We start from the raw sequence: 18,945 nt of genomic DNA, 5'->3' as shown, positions 1-18,945 counted from the left end.
TCGCCCGTGTTGGTCGCGGCTGAAGTTTCAATTCCATAAGGTACGATTAAAAGAAACATTTTCTATATTATCTACTTTCATAATTATAGTTTCAATTCCATAAGGTACGATTAAAAGTGAATCAATATCCATTATCCTGGATTGTATTTCCGAGTTTCAATTCCATAAGGTACGATTAAAAGTACTGCTGCCTTCGCATCTTCTTCGGTAACTTCAATGTTTCAATTCCATAAGGTACGATTAAAAGAGAAATAGATTCAGCCTGTTGGGCATTCATATGCATCGTTTCAATTCCATAAGGTACGATTAAAAGCGAGCGTGTCTTCTTGGTCAAAGAATAATAGCACAGTTTCAATTCCATAAGGTACGATTAAAAGGAAGCTCAATTCGGAGATACTGCTGCCGTTACTGTGTTTCAATTCCATAAGGTACGATTAAAAGGTTGCTACTGACCAGTTGCTGGTCAATATGTTTGTGTTTCAATTCCATAAGGTACGATTAAAAGCCTTCAAACCAATATAAAAAAATTATTAGTTTTCAGTCTGTTAGTATTGGCAAATATATAAAAAAGAAATCAAAATATTGTCGATAGTCAATAATAAAAAAAGTACTGACTATCGACAATATAGGTAAATGATTGTGTATCAATAAGTCAAAGAACGTGTGTTATAAGACTTGTTATATTGCAAATGGTAAAAGCTTTACATCGACAAGAATGAGCTATAGAAAAATATCAATGCTGCTTCGTTCTTTTCCTACAATTTGTTTGTCGAGGGCTTTCTGTGAAGGTCCACTGAAGATGATGATACTATCTTCATTCTTGTCCATGAATTTATCACTTTGCATCAGCAATTCTTTCAGTTTTGCTTCAGAAATTTCTCCCTCGAATACGGAATTCTGTATCCAGTTCAGGTATTTCCGGCAGAGCTTAAGCATTTTGTTAACTCGTTTCTCACCGAAATCGTATACTAGAATTACATACATAAGCTGTCATATTTTATTACCAATACATCTTGAACGGCTTATATTCTTCTATGGAAAGAAGATGTTTTGCCAGTTTGTAGCATTCCAGTTTTACCAGATGCCGATAACTGACCGAACGCTTCAACGAACGGTGCTGGATGGTCTCTTGAAGTCGGTCTTCTATAGCTTTTATGAAAATCTTTTTGCCGGTGGCGTTCAGTAGGCATCTGTTCAACTTCCGGTCGAAATGTTTTGTTTGAATCTCCTTTTTGTTGAGTACCTTGAAGACTACCCGATCAACAATGATAGGCTTGAAGATTTCGGCAATATCCAAAGCCAGTGAATACCGACGTTCACCCGGCTTATGCAGATAGCTGATAGTCGGATTCAATTGTGTTTGGTGGATGGCACGCAGGCATAGGGTATAGCATACCATGTTACCGAATGAAATCAATGCATTCACTTCGTTACGGGGAGGTTGTTTGGACCTGCCAGCCATTTCGAAATCGTTAATAATTAGATTGAACGCTTCGTAATAGTATTGCCGGATCTGCCCTTCTATCCCCATCAGCTCTTCTACACTGGTGGTTTCTTTGATTTTTGTGCTGAGTTGTTCAATAGGGGAGATGATGTCCACCATATCCTTGCCGCGACGGTCGTAGTATTTCAAGTTCTTGACCATGTTATAGGCAGCTCCTTCGATAAATTTTTGGGCAATGACCAGTCGTTTCTTTTTATCTTGATAGTAGGCAGTCTGTGCCAACAGCATTTTTCCGGACAACAGCGAGTCGCGAGGCATGAACGAACCGGTGTAATTCTCATAATAATCGAAGAAATGTACCGCTACATCCTTTTGTCCTAAAAAATTAAACAAGGAGCTGTTAGCCCGCAGACTACCGAATACATAGAATTCGCTGATGTCTTCTATCGGTAGGTAACGTGATTGTGTATCTGGAGAGGGCAATTCTCCATCTTCTGATACCGGTGTGAATTTTAGGGTATTGTCCTTGCGTTCCAGTATGCCTGGATTGAACAGGTAAAATGTCTTTTTCATTCTTCTTCCTCCCTGCTATAACAAAATTCATAATAGCTGCAATTTTTGCAGATTCCTTTTTTCTGTAAGGGTGGACATGCATCATCGGAAATGATTCGGACGATGTCTGTTTTCATATCTTCGATTTCCGAACGGTCTGGCTCGCTCAAAAAAACTTCTTGTGTCCGACGAAGGGTAGGGTATTCCAGGATGCCGGTCACACCTGCTATCCCGTTCTGCTCGAATACATAAAGATAATATTTCAGTTGCCATTCATGGGCGATTTCCACTTTATTCGATTTCTTGATTTCGTGGATAACCTTGTTCTTGGCATCGTAGAAATCTACTTTGATTCCATCCAATTCTATCTCTTCGTACTTGGCGGAACGTTGTGGATAGCTGTCTTCGTGGATGAGTTTACCTTCGAACACCAGGTCGGAGGTGTGTTCGAAATTAATACCATTGGCAAACAGCCATAACTTACGTTTGCATACTTGGTAATAGTTGAAATGTGTGCCGGTGATTTTCATATAAAGTTGAAATGTACCAATGACTTTTCAAAAGGTCATTGGTACATGTAATTAGTCATTATAATTGATGTTCATAGTCAAATGCCATCATTCTGCTTATTAGAGAATTCTTTGCATTTTCCAACGCCTCGGCAGTTTCCGATTCTGTCACAATGTAGCTGGCACAAGGCAAAGTAACGTATAATTCAGCACCCGCATTCTCATCCACTATCGGTTTAGCCTTTGGCTTTTCACCATCATCAACCAATTTCGCACGGATAGCAGAAGCGATTGTATTTGCATTATCACTTATGGCAACCGCCAATGTTTCCATCAAACTGAATGTACGAGCCTGATTGGAAGTGATTCTCCAATTGATCAAAGCATCTGCCAATGCAGGAATTACTTTTTCACGTTCTTCTTTAGGCAAAACCAAACACTTCCCAAAGGCATTCATACTTTCTACCCAGCCTTTCTCTTTTAAGAAACTAATCATTTCTTTTCTAATCTCCGGTTCATGCTGATTCGTAGATACGCAAAATAAAGTACGCAAATCAATCGCAATATCATAAACAAAAAGACCAGTTGTCCTTTTGTTATCCGGAATCCAAATTCTACGGTTCAAAGAACGATTATTTTTATCCAAAAAATCTTCAATTTCTTCTTCTGTCAATAATTTATTAGTTCCCTTTATACGAACATTTACAGGATGATAATCAGGATGATCGCTTCTATCAAACGAAATACACTCTTCATCAATTCCAGCTAATAAAGGATGCAATGGACGCATAGCAGATATAGACAAAGGGCTTCGACGTTTTAATACACTTTTTTCATCTTTCTGCTCTGACTCCTCCTCATTATCACTACTTATAGCCATATTTTTGGCTCGCATCCACCCACCAATAAGCTGATCTACATAGGTAGGATTACAAGTAGCCCAAGGCTCTTTAGGCTTCAATATCTTATTATTCTCCTTTTTTATTTCGATTTCATAATTGAATGTAACAGGGGATACTGGTACATTCAAATTATCTGTCAACAACTGAAGGACAGACCTTTTAACCTGTTGACCACTTGAAAGAGGTAAATACTTATTAAACCGAGCATCATAATAAGTCTTTTGTCCCTTTTGAACACAAAAAACTGTATGCTCTGCATGTTTCAATGCACGCAAATAAATGTAAGGATTCATAATCATTTCTTTTTAATATTAGTAAACGTTGCGTAATGAAATCTGATTAAAGTAAGAAAATATGGTACATTGTCAGAAGGCATAGTATTAACAATTGAAGCTATTTCTTTCAATTTCTCCACATTATCTGCACTTTCAACGACATTGACCATATTTTTCATAAAGCTCATCTTATTGTTTGCTTCCAACACCATCCTAACTTTATTCTCATTCACCGTTTTAGCTCTTTTAGCACTTGAACATTCATAAAGCTCAAATGCAAATTCTTGAGCTTTATCCCATAATTCTTGATTGTTTAACATTGCCATAATCCAACTTTGATATACATTAAAATTTATTATTTGTTCTTCCTTATCGGATAATTTTGGTATTTCTCCTTCCAAATATTCCTTCAATCCTTTAGGTTCCATTGCATAAAGACCAATTACTCCTTTTTTACATCCTTCCGAGAAAGCTTGAGCAGTTCCCCATAACTTCTCAGCTTTTCTCCCCGATTCTATTCCAAAAAATTTTGTATACAAATCAACAGGAGCTATAATTTGTGATAAATCAAAAGGAATAAAACCAATAGTTATATTCATTTGTCCAAATCCATATACATATCCCAATAATTTTATATTCTTATACTTACGAGCTATACCTATTAAGATTTTTGTCCATGAAACTGTTTTTATAGTAAAATCTTGTCCTTTCAATACAAAAGGATTAAAATTCGCCATATAATTATTTTTATCAAAACCTCTACTGTATTTATGCGATAACCAATTGCCATTCCATGTTACAATCTTATTACCAGGCAATTTTTCATTATTATTCAGAAGTTCCCTATAAATATTCCATCCATCATATATGTCAAGAAGTATATTTCTATCATAAAATAGAATAGACAATCCACCTTTATAGTCTTTTACATTACCTTCTATTCCTACTCCAAGTGCTGCCCCAAACCAAGAGTAAAAAACATCTTCTCTACTTATCTTATTAGAAAGATTTGAAACCTGTCCCGAAGTTGTAGCAAATTCCTTTTCATCAGATGCAGGATATCCAATAGCCACACTTGCGTCAGAACATCCTTTTTCCATAACCTTGTTTATAAAAGTATTTAACTTTTGTTTTCTTTCTTCTTGCGTCAAAGTCTCAATCTTCTGTTTCTTTCCCTTCCCTAACTGTTCTAACTGAACAAAAGGAGAATTTTGCGCCCAATACAGATACTTATTACTATCAAAAAACAATGGATAAAAGACTTCCAGGAAAAACTGCTCCGCACTATACGAAGTACCATACCTCGTATTATATGCTTCCAAAAATATTTTACCAATAACAGATGTTACCATACTTACAACATTTCAAACTGTTTATAATATTCAGGTTTGGCATAAGCCAAATCCAGTCCCATACTTTCAGTATAACTTTTATCCGGTACCACAAATGGATACGTTCCCACTTTTACGACTTGTAGATGATTAAATCCTACAGATTTAAAACTCATGGGTATCTCCATTTTAGTCCGTTCACCACTATCTCCCTCTTTATACGATTCTACATCCGATTCCAAAATGCAAGATACAGAGTTGATATTCAGTGCCTCCAACAAAGTCGATTTGGCACGGTGACATAACTTCTTAAGTATCCATTGATTATCCTTGAAAATGACACCTGAATAATCGATGTTCATGAAACGGGTATCAGGGTAGACCTCATCCAACATCTGTTGAACCTTGTTTTCTTCCAAGACTGTCCCATTGGGTAGAACTGCATAACTTCTCTGAAGGACCTCTTCATCGTATGGCAGTGCGTCATTTCCCGTATAAGGAGCCATCACATAAATCGGTTTATAATGGCCTATCGTTTCACGGCTACGTTTCCTGTTTATCCGACCAAATCGCTGAATCAACGCATCGATTGGAGCGCATTCCGTTATCATCATGTCAAAACTGATGTCAAGACTAACTTCAACGACTTGGGTTGATACCACTATACATGCTTCCTTACTGATGTTATAATGGTTCTTCAAACTATTTTCCAAATGTTGACGGTCTATCCTCTTGAAATGACTATGAATTAACATGATAGGAATATCCGGATAATCCGTTTGAAGCGACAGATAAACTGCTTGTGCCCTCTTGACCTGATTACATACCACGAGAATCTTATTATTATCAGAAAGAGCTTTTTCCATTGCTGGGAGAGCATCTTCCAATTCATTTATTTTATGAATCACATGCCTATTAAATTCATTCAACTGATCAGAAGAAAGATACACCTCATATACTTGTGACGGTCCACCAAGTATTTCTAATATCCGATTATATAAAATCCGAGGCATTGTGGCTGTTCCCACATGTATCCTGCATTCAATATTTGCCAGTATTTCAATGATTCTTAATACGATAGCTTGTATTTCACTAGAATAAGTATGTATCTCATCCAATATAACATCACATCTATATAAATCGGCCAGCATTGCCTCATATCCTTTTACTCCATAGACAATAGAAGCCATCTGATGAGGAGTCATCACTTTAATGGAGGCACCTATGTGCTTTTGCATAATACGTTCTTCCCATTTCCCCTGTTCCAATTTCAGATTAGAAGCCGCATGCAAGAGATGGATTTGTGCGTTCGTATCCTTTAAATCTGATTTCAAGCGGTCATACATAGCATTAATCGATGCCTGGAAAGGCAATGTGTAAAAAATACGTCCTTTACATCTCCTCAACAAGAAATCCGTTTTTCCAGCTCCTGTCGGTGCTGTAACAAGCGTATGTTTACGCGCATCATCTACCTTACATAAAGATAAAGGATATAAACTGTTTTGTCTGCAATAAAAAGATAGGTCTGGCAAGATAAATAATTTGCCAATTTCATCTTCTGTTTTATCACCCAAAGCTGATGCCAAATGATCAGCTCCCATCAAAACTCCTTTCCATACAGAAAAACCTAAACCAATCTTTTCACAATAGGATAGCGCATAATTGTAATTGTCTTCTGCTTCGTCTAAAGTAATCTCATGAACGGCTAAACCTAATGAAGACAATATACCTAAAGCATCAGGTACCCATGAAGTGAAATCTTTGGAATGGATGCCGAAACTGTCTTCCATATCTTCCAAGTCAAGCAATCCCAGTTCATGTATATCTTTATAAATGGACTTGTGGTGTGCCACTATCATTTCGATGGCGACTTTTCTTTCCTCCTCTTCTAAAATTGAAAGAAAGAACAAAGAAGCAATTTCATGTCTGAAAATAAAATCACAAGGGCGTACATACCCATGTTTCAATGTCTTTTGGAAAACACTACTTGCCTTGCCTATATCATGCAATATAGCACCTTTTCTAGCTAAAGAAGCGTCAAGACCGATATTGCGTGCTATACTTTCGGCTGCAATGGCAACCAAAAGCAAATGTTCAGACAAAGGAATCAAACCATTATCCTCATGCTTGGCTAATATGTAATCATAGCTATTCCCCATATAATCACAATATAGATTGGCCGTCTATCTCCAGCCAACCGTACATAGGTGTATTATCAAACCGATTGTATCCAACCATAAAAGATTGCTTTGATTTGCCAAACCGCATTTCAAACCCCTTAATGGAATTAAAGCTGCTTTCATCCATCTCTTTAATCATGGAATCTGGAAGGAGTATATCTTCATTACGACACAAACAGACATGTTGCGTGCTTGCCTTTAATGCTTCACCATAATCTTCAAATGCCAAATACAATATGGGGTCAATCATAATTCCCCGATTCAGGACAGCCTTTTCCCGTATTTTTTTCTTGCCATTGAATCCCCTTGTTTGAGTCTGTTCTTGCTGCACGTCGATGGATGAGTAAGATAACCGATAACGTTTTATTTTACTTATCACACCATTTTGAGAAAGAGTCTCAGGAAAGAGTTTCTTTTCGATACCCTCCAATGTGGACGGAGACAAAAACTGTTGGCTATAGGTCAATCCGTCACGAACAGCTGTCCAAGGTTTTATAAAACCAAACTTTCCTGTATATTTGACAACGTAATACATGATATATTGATTTTTTCAAGTTAGTATATTGCTCCAAATCCAATGCCTGTAGAGTTGCCTATTCCAACATTCCAGGCAAAAGCTTTTGTTTCAGGTTTCCCTTTTATATAGATAGGACATAAGCTTGCTTTGTTTCTTATGTTGCGGTAATTGATATACTTGATTTTTTTCTTTTCATATGTTAAATCAAATCCTATTTCAAGAGTCTTATCGCTAGGTAGGCCAGCCTTTTGCATTTTATGAAGTAATGTCTCTTTCATTAGATCATTCGATTCAGGATCTTCGAAAGTGTAATGTTTGTCCTTTAGATTTTCAGGAAAGGATCTTTTCAGGAAAATAGGACTGCCTAAAGAAAAAATTTCTTTGGAATTGAAATCAGGAGTTTCTTCAATTGATATATCTGTTATTCTCATTCCATTGAATAGTTCAGGTGTTCTACGTATTTCATCTATTATTATTTTAAGCTTTGCATCATCATAAAAACTAATAAACCAATATGCTCCATCAGTAAAATTAAATCCTTTTTCAACCTGCTTGCCATTATGTAGCCACGAAAATGAATACAAAGACATAATATCATGCAACTCGTTTTTCCCTAACCATTTATGTATTGTACCAACTAATTTCTGTTGGTAATTAAATGGGATTGTTTGGGTATTTGCTGTAGTTCTTAAATGTATCCTCATATTTGTTGAATATTATATGCCTCATTTTAATACTTTTCAACGAAAATAGGAAATTTAAAGGAAATTTTTCCCTTTTCGACTATGTTTATCAACACATCCCTCCATACTCCCTGAAACAATTTGTTCCGCAACAACTTTTGTACGGATAAAATCCGCTATATTTACCACATCCGATTATCTTTGTACATCGTTTGTTAACGCTAGCATACTATGAATAGAATCTTTACAAGCCTGGCAGCAGTCGGATTGGCACTGGCTGTCTATGCGGCGGAAGGGGAAACCTCCGTGGCCGGAACACCGCTTCGGGTGATTCCGATACCTGTGAACATCGAACTGGAACAGGGAGTGTTTATCGTTCCCGAACAGGGTATGACCTGCTACATCGAAGGGGAGCGGGCGGAACAACTGACCGGCTACCTGGAGCAGGGTCCCCTGAAATGGATACCGGTGGAGAAGGCGGGAAAGGCCGATGTGGTGATAAAAATTGCTGACAGGAAACCACGCAAGGGGGAAGCGGAGGACGACCGGACGGCGGAAGGATATTCCCTACAGATTACTCCGAAACGGATTACGATACGGGCTGCCGGAGAAGCCGGTGCCTTCTATGCCTTACAGACCCTCCTGCAAATGACGGAGGAGAGGAGGAACCGCCGGCTGGTGTGCTGCACGGTGGACGACCGGCCGCGCTTCGCATACCGGGGACTGCACTTCGACGTGTCCCGACATTTCCGCTCCAAGGAATTCCTGATGAAACAGATGGATGCCATGGCGCTGCTCAAGCTGAACAAGATGCACCTGCACCTGACCAACGGCACCGGATGGCGCCTGGAGATTGACCGCTATCCGCGCCTGACGGAGTTCGCGGCATGGCGGCCCAACCGCTCGTGGATGGACTGGTGCGAGGCCGGTACCAGGTATTGTGAGCAGGATACGCCGGGAGCCTACGGGGGGTATTACACGAAGGAGGATATCCGCCAACTGCTGGCATACGCCGAAGAACGGCACATCCAGGTGATTCCGGAAATCGAAATGCCGGGACATAGCGAAGAGGTGCTGACGGCTTATCCGGAACTCTCGTGTACGGGCGAGCCTTACCGGCATAGCGACTTCTGTGTGGGCAAGGAGGCTACCTTCACCTTCCTGGAGAATGTGCTGACGGAGGTCATCGACCTGTTCCCCTCGGAGTATATCCACATCGGAGGTGACGAGGCGGGAAAGGGCAGTTGGAAGACTTGTCCGGATTGCCAGCGGAGGATGAAGGAGGAGGGGCTGAAGGATGTGGACGAATTGCAGAGTTACCTGATTCACCGCATCGAGGCGTTCATCAACTCGAAGGGGAGGAAGATGATCGGCTTCGACGAGATCCTGCAAGGGGGACTGGCACCGAACGCTACGGTGATGTCCTGGCGGGGAACGGAAGGCGGTATCCGGGCGCTGAAGTCGGGACACGACGTGATCATGACACCGGGAAGTACCTGCTACCTGGACTATGCGCAGGACGCGCCCTTCAAGGAACCGGTCTCCATCGGTGGGTACAGCCCGCTGGAGAAGGTCTATGGCTACGAACCGGTGGAGGAGGGCCTGACGGAAGAAGAGGCGGCTCATCTGCTGGGGCTTCAGGGGAACCTGTGGTCGGAATACATCACGGAGGATGACCATGCGGAATACATGTATTATCCGCGGGCGTTCGCCATTGCCGAAATCGGCTGGAGCCGGCCGGAACAGAAGGACTACGCTGGTTTCCGCAACCGTTCCCTCGGGCTGATTGACCTGCTCCGGGCACAGGGATACACGACCTTCGACCTGGCCAACGAATACGGGGAACGGCGCGAGAGTCTGGCTCCGGTTACGCATCTGGGTAAGGGATGTAAGGTGATCTACAACCTGCCGTACAGCCCGCAATATCCCGCCGCCGGAGAGACGACCCTGACCGACGGTATCTGCGGCGGATGGACCTACGGCGACAAGAAATGGCAGGGTACGCTGGAGGATTTCGATGTAACCGTCGACCTGGGGAAGGTGCAGCCGGTACACTACGTGGGGGCCACATTCATGCATTCGCCGGGTGCCTGGGTACACGTGCCGCAAAAGGTGGAGGTATCTCTGTCGGTAGACGGAAAGACGTTCACACCCGCCGGAACCGCATGGTGCGACATCCCCGACGACGTGCCCAAGCTGCTCCTGAAAGAATACGGTACGGTGTGCCAGGGAGAGGCCCGTTACGTCCGTGTACATGCCGTGAAGAATCCTCGTCCGGGTGCCTGGCTCTTTACCGATGAAATCGTGGTTAATTAATAATGAATAATGAATAACGGGGAGACCTTGTCCATTCGTCAACTGACCTCTTGTGTGGGGATGATTTAAAAGCCAGTGTATAGGTGGTTGGTTTTAGGACGCACGGACCGTGCGTCCCTACATTTGCGATTGTATAGGGTTTGTAGAGGGGGATGGTAGTCGTGGAGTATTGAATCGGGAAAAGTTATGGGGTGAAATGCATTTGGGTAGACAAACCTGTAATCAATGAAGAGCGATGTTGTTTCGTGTAGGGACGCACGGCTCGTGCGTCCTCTTTTTCACCGACGATGACACCTTCAGTTCATGCATGTATTCCTTGACCCCTTGTGTGGGGATGATTTAAAAGCCAGTGTATAGTTGGTTGGTTTTTAGGACGCACGGACCGTGCGTCCCTACATTTGCGATTGTATAGGTTTCGTACAGGGGATGGTAGTCGTGGGGATTGAATCGGGAAAAGTTATGGGGTGAAATGCATTTGGGTAGTCAAACCTGTAATCAATGAAGAGCGATGTTGTTTCGTGTAGGGACGCACGGCTCGTGCGTCCTCTTTTTCACCGACGATGACACCTTCAGTTCATGCATGTATTCCTTGACCCCTTGTGTGGGGATGATTTAAAAGCCAGTGTATAGTTGGTTGGTTTTTAGGACGCACGGACCGTGCGTCCCTACATTTGCGATTGTATAGGTTTCGTACAGGGGATGGTAGTCGTGGGGATTGAATCGGGAAAAGTTATGGGGTGAAATGCATTTGGGTAGTCAAACCTGTAATCAATGAAGAGCGATGTTGTTTCGTGTAGGGACGCACGGCTCGTGCGTCCTCTTTTTCACCGACGATGACACCTTCAGTTCATGCATGTATTCCTTGACCTCTTGTGTGGGGATGATTAAAAAGCCAGTGTATAGGTGGTTGGTTTTAGGACGCACGGACCGTGCGTCCCTACAGAGAGAAATGGTTCCGGCCTTAGTTTGGGGGCGAAAAAGCGGAGGAGCGGAGAGCGGCGAGAAGAAACGCAGGCTGTTTGAGCGAAGCGAGTTCCTGCGTTTCCGCCGGGAACCGCTTCGGAGCCGTCCCCAAACGGAAGCCGGCGTTTTTTCTTTTTGTTACCTTTTTCTTTTGGACGCCCAAAAGAAAAAGTAAAAGCACCTTGAAAAAGTAAAAGAGCATCAAACCGAAAAACGCCCTTTCCGAAAAATCATCCAGACTTTCGGGAAGAGCGTTTCATGAGATATAGAAGTCGTATTGAGCCAACAACGTCCTGCGTGTAAATGATGGTTTGTGTAGTGGAGATAATATATAAAAGTTGTCTAGTTAACGTGTTGTGATACTACCGATATACGAATGGCCGGCCAAGGCTCAATACCTATTGAAGAAAGAATGCCGATGTGTGAGTTATCCTGAAAATGTTATCCTGAAAACGAGTCCTGAAAAAATCTTTTTCCCTTCCTAAAAACTATTACCTGAAATATCTTGGAGTGATTCACTTACCCGTTGAAATGTGAAGTATATCTTTGACCTATGGAGTAGTGCCTGTGTGAGAATAAGTAAAAGGGAGTTTTGTTTTTGATTACGGTGCAAAGGTATCACTTTTCGGAAAAACCGGATGCATCACCCGTGGAAATTCTGCATTATCTCCCTGATTTATTGATTTAAGTCAATTGAATGAATAATGAATAATGAAAAACAGAGATGGCTTAATCATTCGTCAACTAACTTCATGTGTGGGGATGATTTAAAAGCCAGTGTATAGCTGGTTGGTTTTTAGGACGCACGGACCGTGCGTCCCTACATCTGTGATTGTATAGGTTTCGTACAGGGGATGGTAGTAGTGGGGATTGAATCGGGAAAAGTTATGGGGTGAAATACATTCGGGGGGACAATTCACGTCCCTACAGAGGAAGATGGTTCCGGCCTTAGTTTGGGGGCGAAAAAGCGGAGGAGCGGAGAGCGGCGAGAAGAAACGCAGGCTGTTTGAGCGAAGCGAGTTCCTGCGTTTCCGCCGGGAACCGCTTCGGAGCCGACCCCAAACGGAAGCCGGCGTTTTTTCTTTTTGTTACCTTTTTCTTTTGGACGTCCAAAAGAAAAAGTAAAAGGAGACGCCTTACCGAATCGCCGGAACCGTGAGGAACCGCGTACCCGGGAAATACTTCTCCAGGTAGCGCCGGATATACGCCTGCGTATCCTCCTGGATAGTCGTATCCTTCACCGGCGGATAAAGGTTATAAAGCACCGTATCGAGAACGATGTTCCGGCTACGGATAGCCTCGAAACTCAGCAGCGTATGGTTGATGCTGCCCAGCTTGCCCGAAGTGACAAAGACGAGCGGATAATGCTTCTGCGCCACATAGTCGATGGTGAGGAAATCTTCGGTAAGGGGAACCATCAGACCGCCGGCTCCTTCCACCAGCACCCGGTCGTAGCGGCGGGCCAGTTCGAGGGTAGCCCGTTCAATCTTGTCGAAATCGATGGGACGTCCGTCGATGCGGGCGGCCAGGTGAGGCGAGCAAGGATAAGAGAAAATCTCGGGCATGGTCAGCCCTTCCCGGTCCTCGGGCAGGTAACCCGTACCCATGATGCGGCGGTGCAGGTCGATGTCTTCGCTATGGCCGACATTGCCGGTCTGGATGAACTTCTGGGTGATGACCCGGTGGCCTTCGCCGGTAAGTTCCTTGGCCAGCCAGGCTGTACAATAACTCTTTCCGGCATCCGTATCGATGCCGCTCACGAAATAAATGTGCTGTGTATTCATAAGGTTTTGTTTTGAGCGATGATATAAATGGGGTGATAAGTCAGGGTGACGTTTCCGTCTGCCTGTGCGAACCGGCGGGTATAGTCTTCGCTGAAGGCCTGGAGGCGTCTGCGGGTCCATGTCCGTTTCTCGGTGCCGGTGACGCCGGTCAGCTTCAGGTGACGGAGGACGGCCGTCGGGTCGGCAAAGGGGAGGGAAACAACTTCTTCGGCGGCGTAGCGGACATCGAAATGCAATGCGACCAGCCGCCGTACTTCGTCCAGGGGCAGGTAGTCCAGTCCGTGACCCGTCAGGCTCCGGATTTCGTGCATGTTGGACGGTCCGAAGGTGGTGAAGGCCAGGATGCCGCCGGGCTTCAGGAAGCGGTGGCTACGGGCAAAGAAAGCGGCCGGGTCGTTGAACCATTGCAGGGTGGAACAGGAGGTCATCAGGTCGGTCCCTGAAGGGAACTCCAGTTCCTCGGCATCGCCGGCCACGAAACGAACCAGGCCGTGGCAGGCAGTCTGTCCTCTCTCGGAAATCAGGCTCTCGACCAGTAAATTTTCTACACATTCTTCCATCTCCGGACAGAGGTCGTTCAGCAGTAGGGTCTCGGGCTTCAGGGTGTGCAGGAGGATGGAGGAATAGCTGCCGGTGCCGCAACCGAACTCCACGACGTTCCGGAAGTGGAAGGCATCCCCTCCGGTGTGTTGAAGGACCAGCCGCATCATCTTCTCGGCCACCTGCTGCTGGACCCGTGCTTCCCGATCGTAGGTGCCGCGGGCTTTGGCGAAGCGTTCGGCTATCAGTCGTTTGTCCATACGTCTTGCAGGTATCGGTGAAACAACGCTTCCTGGTAATGGGCATCGGCGGTCTGGCAGACGGGTACGCCCAACTTCTGCCACGCCTGTACCTGGTTGGCGGGAGGGATGATGCGGTCGGCGGTGCCTACTACACCGAGGTCCCACACCGCTTCGCACGGAGGGAGTGCGGCGTACCGGGCGGCGATGGAGGCCAGCTCTTCGCGCAACTCTTCCAGTGGACGACGGGGCGTGCGTTGGAGGAAGGCCTTGAAGGCGGCGCTATCGGCACACATCCGGCGCAGGAACTTGTGGAGGGAGACATCGGTCAGCCCGTCCAGGGTTCCCTGGAAAATGGCGGGAGGAATGCCGCAGGTCTCGTCGATGGGGAAGGGGGTGCCGTTGATGGCTATCCGCCGGCTGACGGGAAGCGGGGTGCGGGGCATGATGCGGGTGGCCGCCCAGACGCCCATCGACCAGCCTACCACCCGGATGTCGGTGTATTCCGTCAGGAGCGAGGCGTCGAAGTCGAGGGTCCGGTAGTCGTAGCAGAGCATGTAGTCGCTATCGGCGGGACGGTAGTTCTTGAAAGGGGTTTCATCGGCTCCCCAGCCGGTAAAGAAGAGCAGGAGACGCGGATGATGTTCGTGTATCAGATATATCTGTTTCATGGAATTTTCGTTTTAAAGGGTTCAGGACTTTTCGGGGATGCAGGCGATGAGCCGGAGGATTTCGTCTTCGCGGACACCGGCCGTCAGGGAGAAGCGGATGCGGGAGGTGCCTTCGGGGACCGTAGGCGGACGCACGGGAAGGGCATAGAAGCCGTGGCGTTGCAACTGGTCCGCACGGAGGACGGTGTCGGCGCTCGGACCCACCATCAAGGGCACGATGTGGCTGGTGCTGGGACAGGCGTACGACCGTGCCGTCAGGGCATCGCGCAACAGGCGGCCGATGTGTGCCAGGTGTGCGCGCCGTTCCCGCATGTCGGCCAACTTGCGCACGATGAATAGGGTCCAGGCGATGTTGACGGGGGGCAGGGCGGTGGTGAAGATGAAGGTACGCATCCGGTTGATGAGGTAGTCGCGTACCACTTGGCGGCAGACGATGTAGGCTCCGGAGGAAGCGGCGGCTTTTCCGAAGGTGCCTACCAGGAAATCGATGTCGCCGATGCAACCGGCTTCTTCGGCGCAACCCAGTCCTTGCGGGCCACGTACGCCGAAGGCGTGGGCTTCGTCGACGTAGAGCAGGAGGTTGTCGTACCGTTTCTTCAGGGCTACCAGTGCGCGCAGGTCGGCTTCATCGCCGTCCATGCTGAAAATGCTCTCGGTGACGAGGATAATCCGGCTATAGGCTTGGTGATGCTCTTCGACGAGCCGGCCGGCCTGGGCGAGGTCGTTGTGCCGGTAACGGATGCACCGGGCTGCCGAGAGGCGGATGCCGTCAATCAGGCTGGCATGTACGAGCTTGTCGGCCAGGATGAGGGTCTGGGCATCGCTGACGGCGGGTAGGATGCCGGTATTGGCGTGGTACCCGCTATTGAATACCAGGGCAGCTTCTGTCCCGAAGAGCCGGGCGAGTTCGTGCTCCAGCTCGGTATAGCCGGTGAAGTTGCCGGTGAGCAGGCGGGACGACGAGGAGGTGGGCAGGAAGGTATCGGGGGTCAGTGTCTCCAGAAATGCTTCCCGCAAGCGGCGGTCGGCTGCCAGTCCGAGGTAGTCGTTGGAGGAGAGGTTCAGCATGCGCTGGCCGTTGACGATGACGTCCCGGCCGTCGTGTATGAGGGCTGGAAGGTGACGCAGGTTGCTGGCCGCTTCCAGTTGTTGGAGTTGTTGGTGCATGAAGTCCATATTTCTTTGAGTTGACTAGGTTTCAGTTGACTGGGGCTTACTTTTTCTTTTGGGCGTCCAAAAGAAAAAGGTAACAAAAAGAAAAACCGCCGGCTCAAAACTAAGGCCGGAATTGGGCGTTTTCTTTGTGTTTCCGCGCTTGGTTCCGAAGGTTGTTACCTAGTGGCGGTTTATAGGACGCACGGGCCGTGCGTCCCTACATTCGCATTCTGCGATGTTTCCGCGCTTACTACCTGGTGGCGGTTTATAGGACGCACGAGCCGTGCGTCCCTACATTCGTATTTAGCGATGTTTCCGCGCTTGGTTCCGGTTCCCTGTAATCCGTGGATTCTAATCTGCGGCCTGTCCCAATCAACTTATAACTAACTTTTAACTTTTAATTTTTAACTTTTAACTGATTAACGTCTTTATGAGTCCGCTGGTAAGTCGGGTCAACTCTTCGGGGCGGATGATGAACGGTGGCATCAGGTACACCAATTTGCCGAACGGACGTACCCAGATACCTTCTTCGACGAAGCGTTTCTGCATCCGGGCCATGTCGACGGGTTCGCGGGTCTCGATGACTCCGATGGCACCCAGGACGCGGACATCGGCTACCTGGGGGAGTTCACGGGCCGGAGCGAGCTCGGCTTTCAACTGGGCCTCGATGCGCTGGACCTTGCCTTGCCAGTCGTATTCCGGCGAGGTGAGCAGGCGGACAGAGGTGCAGGCGATGGCGCAAGCCAGCGGATTCCCCATGAAGGTAGGACCGTGCATGAAAACGCCCGGGGTATGGTTAGAGATGGTGTCGGCTACCTGGTTGGTGGCGAGTACGGCCGAGAGGGTGAGATACCCTCCGGTGAGCGCCTTGCCGATGCACATGATGTCCGGTTCCACACCGGCATGTTCCCAGGCGAAGAGTTTGCCGGTACGGCCGAAGCCGGTGGCTATCTCGTCGAAGATGAGCAGGACCTGATGCTCCCGGCAGAGGCGGGCGGCTTCACGCAGGTATTGCGGATGATAGAACCACATGCCTCCGGCTCCCTGTACGATGGGTTCCAGAATCAGGGCGGCCAGGGTATCGGCATGGGCTTCGAGGGCTTCTTTCAACGGCAGGATGTCGTCCGGATTCCATTCGCCGTCGAAACGGGAACGGGGCTGAGGGACGAAATGACGGACCGGAAGCGCGGGACCGAAGAGGGAGTGCATGCCGGTGACGGGGTCGCATACGGACATGGCATTCCAAGTATCGCCGTGGTAGCCGCTACGGATGGTGATGAAATTGTTTTTCCGGGCCAGGCGCGCTTCCGAGGCTCCGGACAGGCTCTTGGCGTACCAGTACTGTACGGCCATCTTCAGGGCGACTTCGACGGCTACAGAGCCCGAATCGGCATAGAATATCTTTTGCAGGGAAGGGGGGACCAGGGGCAGCAGCAACCGGCCGAGCTCGATGGCCGGGTCGTGTGTGAGTCCGCCGAACATGACGTGCGACATGCGGCTCAGCTGCTCTTCGGCGGCACGGTTCAGGACCGGATGGTTGTAGCCGTGTACGGCGCACCACCACGAGGACATTCCCTCGATGAGCGTGCGTTCCTTGTCGGGGTCTTCCGGGTCCTCGATGGTGATGGTGGCTCCCGAAGCCCGTTTCACCTTGTAGACCGGGAGCGGACGGGTGGTGGAGGTGTACGGATGCCACAGATGCTCCCTGTCGAACTGGGCGGAATCGAAGGTATAGCCTGCCTCGCGGATGAGTTTCTTGTCGTCCGAAACCTTCGAGCCGAGGGTGGTGAGCAGGTCGCCCACGATGGCGGAATTGACGCCGATGTACAGGGCCTTCTGTACGGCTTCGTGGCTGAGCTGGGAGCGTCCGCCGGCAAAACGGAGGTAAGCGGTAGGATTGATGAAGCGGAACAGGGCGATGGTGACCAGCACCTCTTCTTCGCTCAAGGGCGGCTGGTTTTCCAAGGGTGTTCCCGGAATGGGGCTGAGCAGGTTGATGGGGATGGACTCCACGTGCAGGTGCTTCAGGGTAAAGGCGAATTCGATGCGTTGTTCCATCGTTTCGCCCATGCCGATGATACCGCCGCAACAGATGTCCATGCCCACGTTGCGGGCAGCCTGTAGGGTATCGATTTTTTCCTGTTGGGTGTGTGTGCTACAGAGGTGGGCGAAGTAGGAGGGAGCGGTCTCCAGGTTGCAATGGTAGCGGGTGATGCCGGCATCGTATAAGGCCCGCAATTCGTCTTCGTTGAGGAGCCCTAAGGAAGCACACAATTGAATGGAGGAATGCCGCCGGATATGGCGGGTGGTTTCGCAGAGTTGTGCGAGTTGTCTGGAGGAAGGTTTCCGTCCGCTGGTGACCAGCGAGAAACGGTTGACGCCTTGCCGTTCGTTGTACCGGGCATGTTCCAGGCATTGCCGGGCCGGTAACAAATCGTAGGTTTCGGCTTGGGTCTTGTAATGTGCAGACTGTGCGCACCATTTGCAGTTCTCCGGACACTTGCCGGATTTGGCGTTGATGATGGAACACATGTCGAACTCACGCTGGGCGCGGGCTCGGGTAATCTCGTGCGCGGCCGTGTAGAGGGCCTCGCGGTCGGCCGTGTTGGCCAGCCAGGCGGCCTGTTCGGGCGATATGTCAAGCCCTCCCAGTACCTGTTGCTTCAATGTTTCAATGGTCATAGAATTGGAGATTGTCTGCACCGTGCCCCCCTGTTTCCGGAGCGATACGTCGGTCATGTCCGCACGCAGGCATCCGATGGTGACGCTACGCCCGATGCTGGCAAAGGCACCGTAGGCGTTCCGGCTCCATCGGCGGAAACGTAACTGAGTGGATGATTTCTGTTTCTTTTTCACGGTTGCATGTTTTTAAAAGATTTCCGCA

14 protein-coding genes and 1 CRISPR repeat array (1 of these 15 only partly in view) are annotated in these 18,945 nt (G+C 47.5%); of the genes, 1 reads left to right on the top strand and 13 read right to left on the bottom strand.

Translation table 11 applies throughout. The features are described 5' to 3' along the window. A CRISPR array of direct repeats spans nucleotides 1-505; the repeat unit is 29 nt; unit sequence GTTTCAATTCCATAAGGTACGATTAAAAG (it extends 7,585 nt beyond the left edge of the window). Between the two features lie 215 nt (nucleotides 506-720). Genes cas2 through cas6 form a run of 8 tightly spaced genes read right to left on the bottom strand, consistent with a single transcriptional unit; the run spans nucleotide 721 to nucleotide 8,414 of the window. Next, nucleotides 721-984 carry a CRISPR-associated endonuclease Cas2 gene (gene cas2, locus C510_RS0105485; protein ID WP_025892580.1) on the bottom strand — a complete coding sequence of 88 codons (264 nt, stop codon included), beginning with the start codon at nucleotides 982-984 and terminating at the stop codon, nucleotides 721-723. A 16-nt stretch (nucleotides 985-1,000) separates the two neighbouring features. Beyond that, nucleotides 1,001-2,017, bottom strand: a complete 1,017-nt coding sequence (cas1b, locus tag C510_RS0105480) for a type I-B CRISPR-associated endonuclease Cas1b (RefSeq protein ID WP_018710332.1) — start codon at nucleotides 2,015-2,017, stop codon at nucleotides 1,001-1,003. Continuing rightward, nucleotides 2,014-2,526: a CRISPR-associated protein Cas4 gene (gene cas4, locus C510_RS0105475; protein WP_018710331.1), complete on the bottom strand. Its 513-nt coding sequence runs from the start codon at nucleotides 2,524-2,526 to the stop codon at nucleotides 2,014-2,016. Before cas4 ends, cas1b begins: the two co-directional genes overlap by 4 nt. 58 nt (nucleotides 2,527-2,584) lie before the next feature. Beyond that, entirely contained in the window at nucleotides 2,585-3,700 is a 1,116-nt protein-coding gene (locus tag C510_RS0105470) for a hypothetical protein (protein ID WP_025892583.1), read from the bottom strand. A 2-nt stretch (nucleotides 3,701-3,702) separates the two neighbouring features. Next, nucleotides 3,703-5,034, bottom strand: a complete 1,332-nt coding sequence (locus tag C510_RS0105465; protein ID WP_018710329.1) for a hypothetical protein — start codon at nucleotides 5,032-5,034, stop codon at nucleotides 3,703-3,705. A 2-nt stretch (nucleotides 5,035-5,036) separates the two neighbouring features. Next, the gene (locus C510_RS0105460; RefSeq protein ID WP_018710328.1) at nucleotides 5,037-7,172 is read right to left on the bottom strand and encodes a CRISPR-associated helicase/endonuclease Cas3; all 2,136 of its coding nucleotides are present in this window, start codon (nucleotides 7,170-7,172) and stop codon (nucleotides 5,037-5,039) included. A gap of 4 nt (nucleotides 7,173-7,176) precedes the next feature. Then, complete coding sequence (locus tag C510_RS0105455; protein ID WP_018710327.1) at nucleotides 7,177-7,728, bottom strand: hypothetical protein; 552 nt, start codon at nucleotides 7,726-7,728, stop codon at nucleotides 7,177-7,179. Nucleotides 7,729-7,748: 20 nt separating this feature from the next. Then, nucleotides 7,749-8,414 (bottom strand): CRISPR-associated endoribonuclease Cas6, encoded by a 666-nt coding sequence (cas6, locus tag C510_RS0105450; protein WP_018710326.1) that lies wholly within the window; start codon nucleotides 8,412-8,414, stop codon nucleotides 7,749-7,751. 210 nt (nucleotides 8,415-8,624) lie between these two features. Between cas6 and C510_RS0105445 the strand changes: the two genes are divergently transcribed. Beyond that, complete coding sequence (locus tag C510_RS0105445) at nucleotides 8,625-10,709, top strand: glycoside hydrolase family 20 protein (protein WP_018710325.1); 2,085 nt, start codon at nucleotides 8,625-8,627, stop codon at nucleotides 10,707-10,709. Between the two features lie 2,099 nt (nucleotides 10,710-12,808). Here the strand turns inward: C510_RS0105445 and bioD are convergent. From bioD to bioA, 5 genes are all read right to left on the bottom strand, one after another. Further along, a complete protein-coding gene (bioD, locus tag C510_RS0105435; RefSeq protein WP_018710323.1) occupies nucleotides 12,809-13,456 on the bottom strand; it encodes a dethiobiotin synthase in 648 nt (215 codons plus the stop codon). Next, nucleotides 13,453-14,256, bottom strand: coding sequence for a malonyl-ACP O-methyltransferase BioC (gene bioC / locus C510_RS0105430; RefSeq protein ID WP_018710322.1), 804 nt, complete (start codon nucleotides 14,254-14,256; stop codon nucleotides 13,453-13,455). The genes bioD and bioC overlap by 4 nt, the downstream gene beginning before the upstream one ends. After that, entirely contained in the window at nucleotides 14,241-14,906 is a 666-nt protein-coding gene (locus tag C510_RS0105425; RefSeq protein ID WP_018710321.1) for a DUF452 family protein, read from the bottom strand. The genes bioC and C510_RS0105425 overlap by 16 nt, the downstream gene beginning before the upstream one ends. A gap of 21 nt (nucleotides 14,907-14,927) precedes the next feature. After that, complete coding sequence (locus C510_RS0105420) at nucleotides 14,928-16,082, bottom strand: 8-amino-7-oxononanoate synthase (RefSeq protein ID WP_018710320.1); 1,155 nt, start codon at nucleotides 16,080-16,082, stop codon at nucleotides 14,928-14,930. 390 nt (nucleotides 16,083-16,472) lie between these two features. Then, a complete protein-coding gene (gene bioA / locus C510_RS0105415; RefSeq protein ID WP_425311415.1) occupies nucleotides 16,473-18,743 on the bottom strand; it encodes an adenosylmethionine--8-amino-7-oxononanoate transaminase in 2,271 nt (756 codons plus the stop codon). Nucleotides 18,744-18,945 lie beyond the last annotated feature (202 nt).

Source organism: Phocaeicola barnesiae DSM 18169 = JCM 13652, assembly GCF_000374585.1.
GTDB lineage: Bacteria > Bacteroidota > Bacteroidia > Bacteroidales > Bacteroidaceae > Phocaeicola > Phocaeicola barnesiae.
This window is presented reverse-complemented; position numbering and strand designations above follow the sequence as displayed.

Excerpts from the sequence above, each read along its gene's own strand:
- C510_RS0105465 (WP_018710329.1), bottom strand. The coding sequence starts at position 5,034 with ATGGTAACATCTGTTATTGGTAAAATATTTTTGGAAGCATATAATACG.
- cas2 (WP_025892580.1), bottom strand. The coding sequence starts at position 984 with ATGTATGTAATTCTAGTATACGATTTCGGTGAGAAACGAGTTAACAAA.
- C510_RS0105470 (WP_025892583.1), bottom strand. The coding sequence starts at position 3,700 with ATGAATCCTTACATTTATTTGCGTGCATTGAAACATGCAGAGCATACA.
- C510_RS0105425 (WP_018710321.1), bottom strand. The coding sequence starts at position 14,906 with ATGAAACAGATATATCTGATACACGAACATCATCCGCGTCTCCTGCTC.
- bioC (WP_018710322.1), bottom strand. The coding sequence starts at position 14,256 with ATGGACAAACGACTGATAGCCGAACGCTTCGCCAAAGCCCGCGGCACC.
- bioD (WP_018710323.1), bottom strand. The coding sequence starts at position 13,456 with ATGAATACACAGCACATTTATTTCGTGAGCGGCATCGATACGGATGCC.
- C510_RS0105420 (WP_018710320.1), bottom strand. The coding sequence starts at position 16,082 with ATGGACTTCATGCACCAACAACTCCAACAACTGGAAGCGGCCAGCAAC.
- cas6 (WP_018710326.1), bottom strand. The coding sequence starts at position 8,414 with ATGAGGATACATTTAAGAACTACAGCAAATACCCAAACAATCCCATTT.
- C510_RS0105460 (WP_018710328.1), bottom strand. The coding sequence starts at position 7,172 with ATGGGGAATAGCTATGATTACATATTAGCCAAGCATGAGGATAATGGT.
- bioA (WP_425311415.1), bottom strand. The coding sequence starts at position 18,743 with ATGACCATTGAAACATTGAAGCAACAGGTACTGGGAGGGCTTGACATA.
- C510_RS0105445 (WP_018710325.1), top strand. The coding sequence starts at position 8,625 with ATGAATAGAATCTTTACAAGCCTGGCAGCAGTCGGATTGGCACTGGCT.
- cas1b (WP_018710332.1), bottom strand. The coding sequence starts at position 2,017 with ATGAAAAAGACATTTTACCTGTTCAATCCAGGCATACTGGAACGCAAG.
- cas4 (WP_018710331.1), bottom strand. The coding sequence starts at position 2,526 with ATGAAAATCACCGGCACACATTTCAACTATTACCAAGTATGCAAACGT.
- C510_RS0105455 (WP_018710327.1), bottom strand. The coding sequence starts at position 7,728 with ATGTATTACGTTGTCAAATATACAGGAAAGTTTGGTTTTATAAAACCT.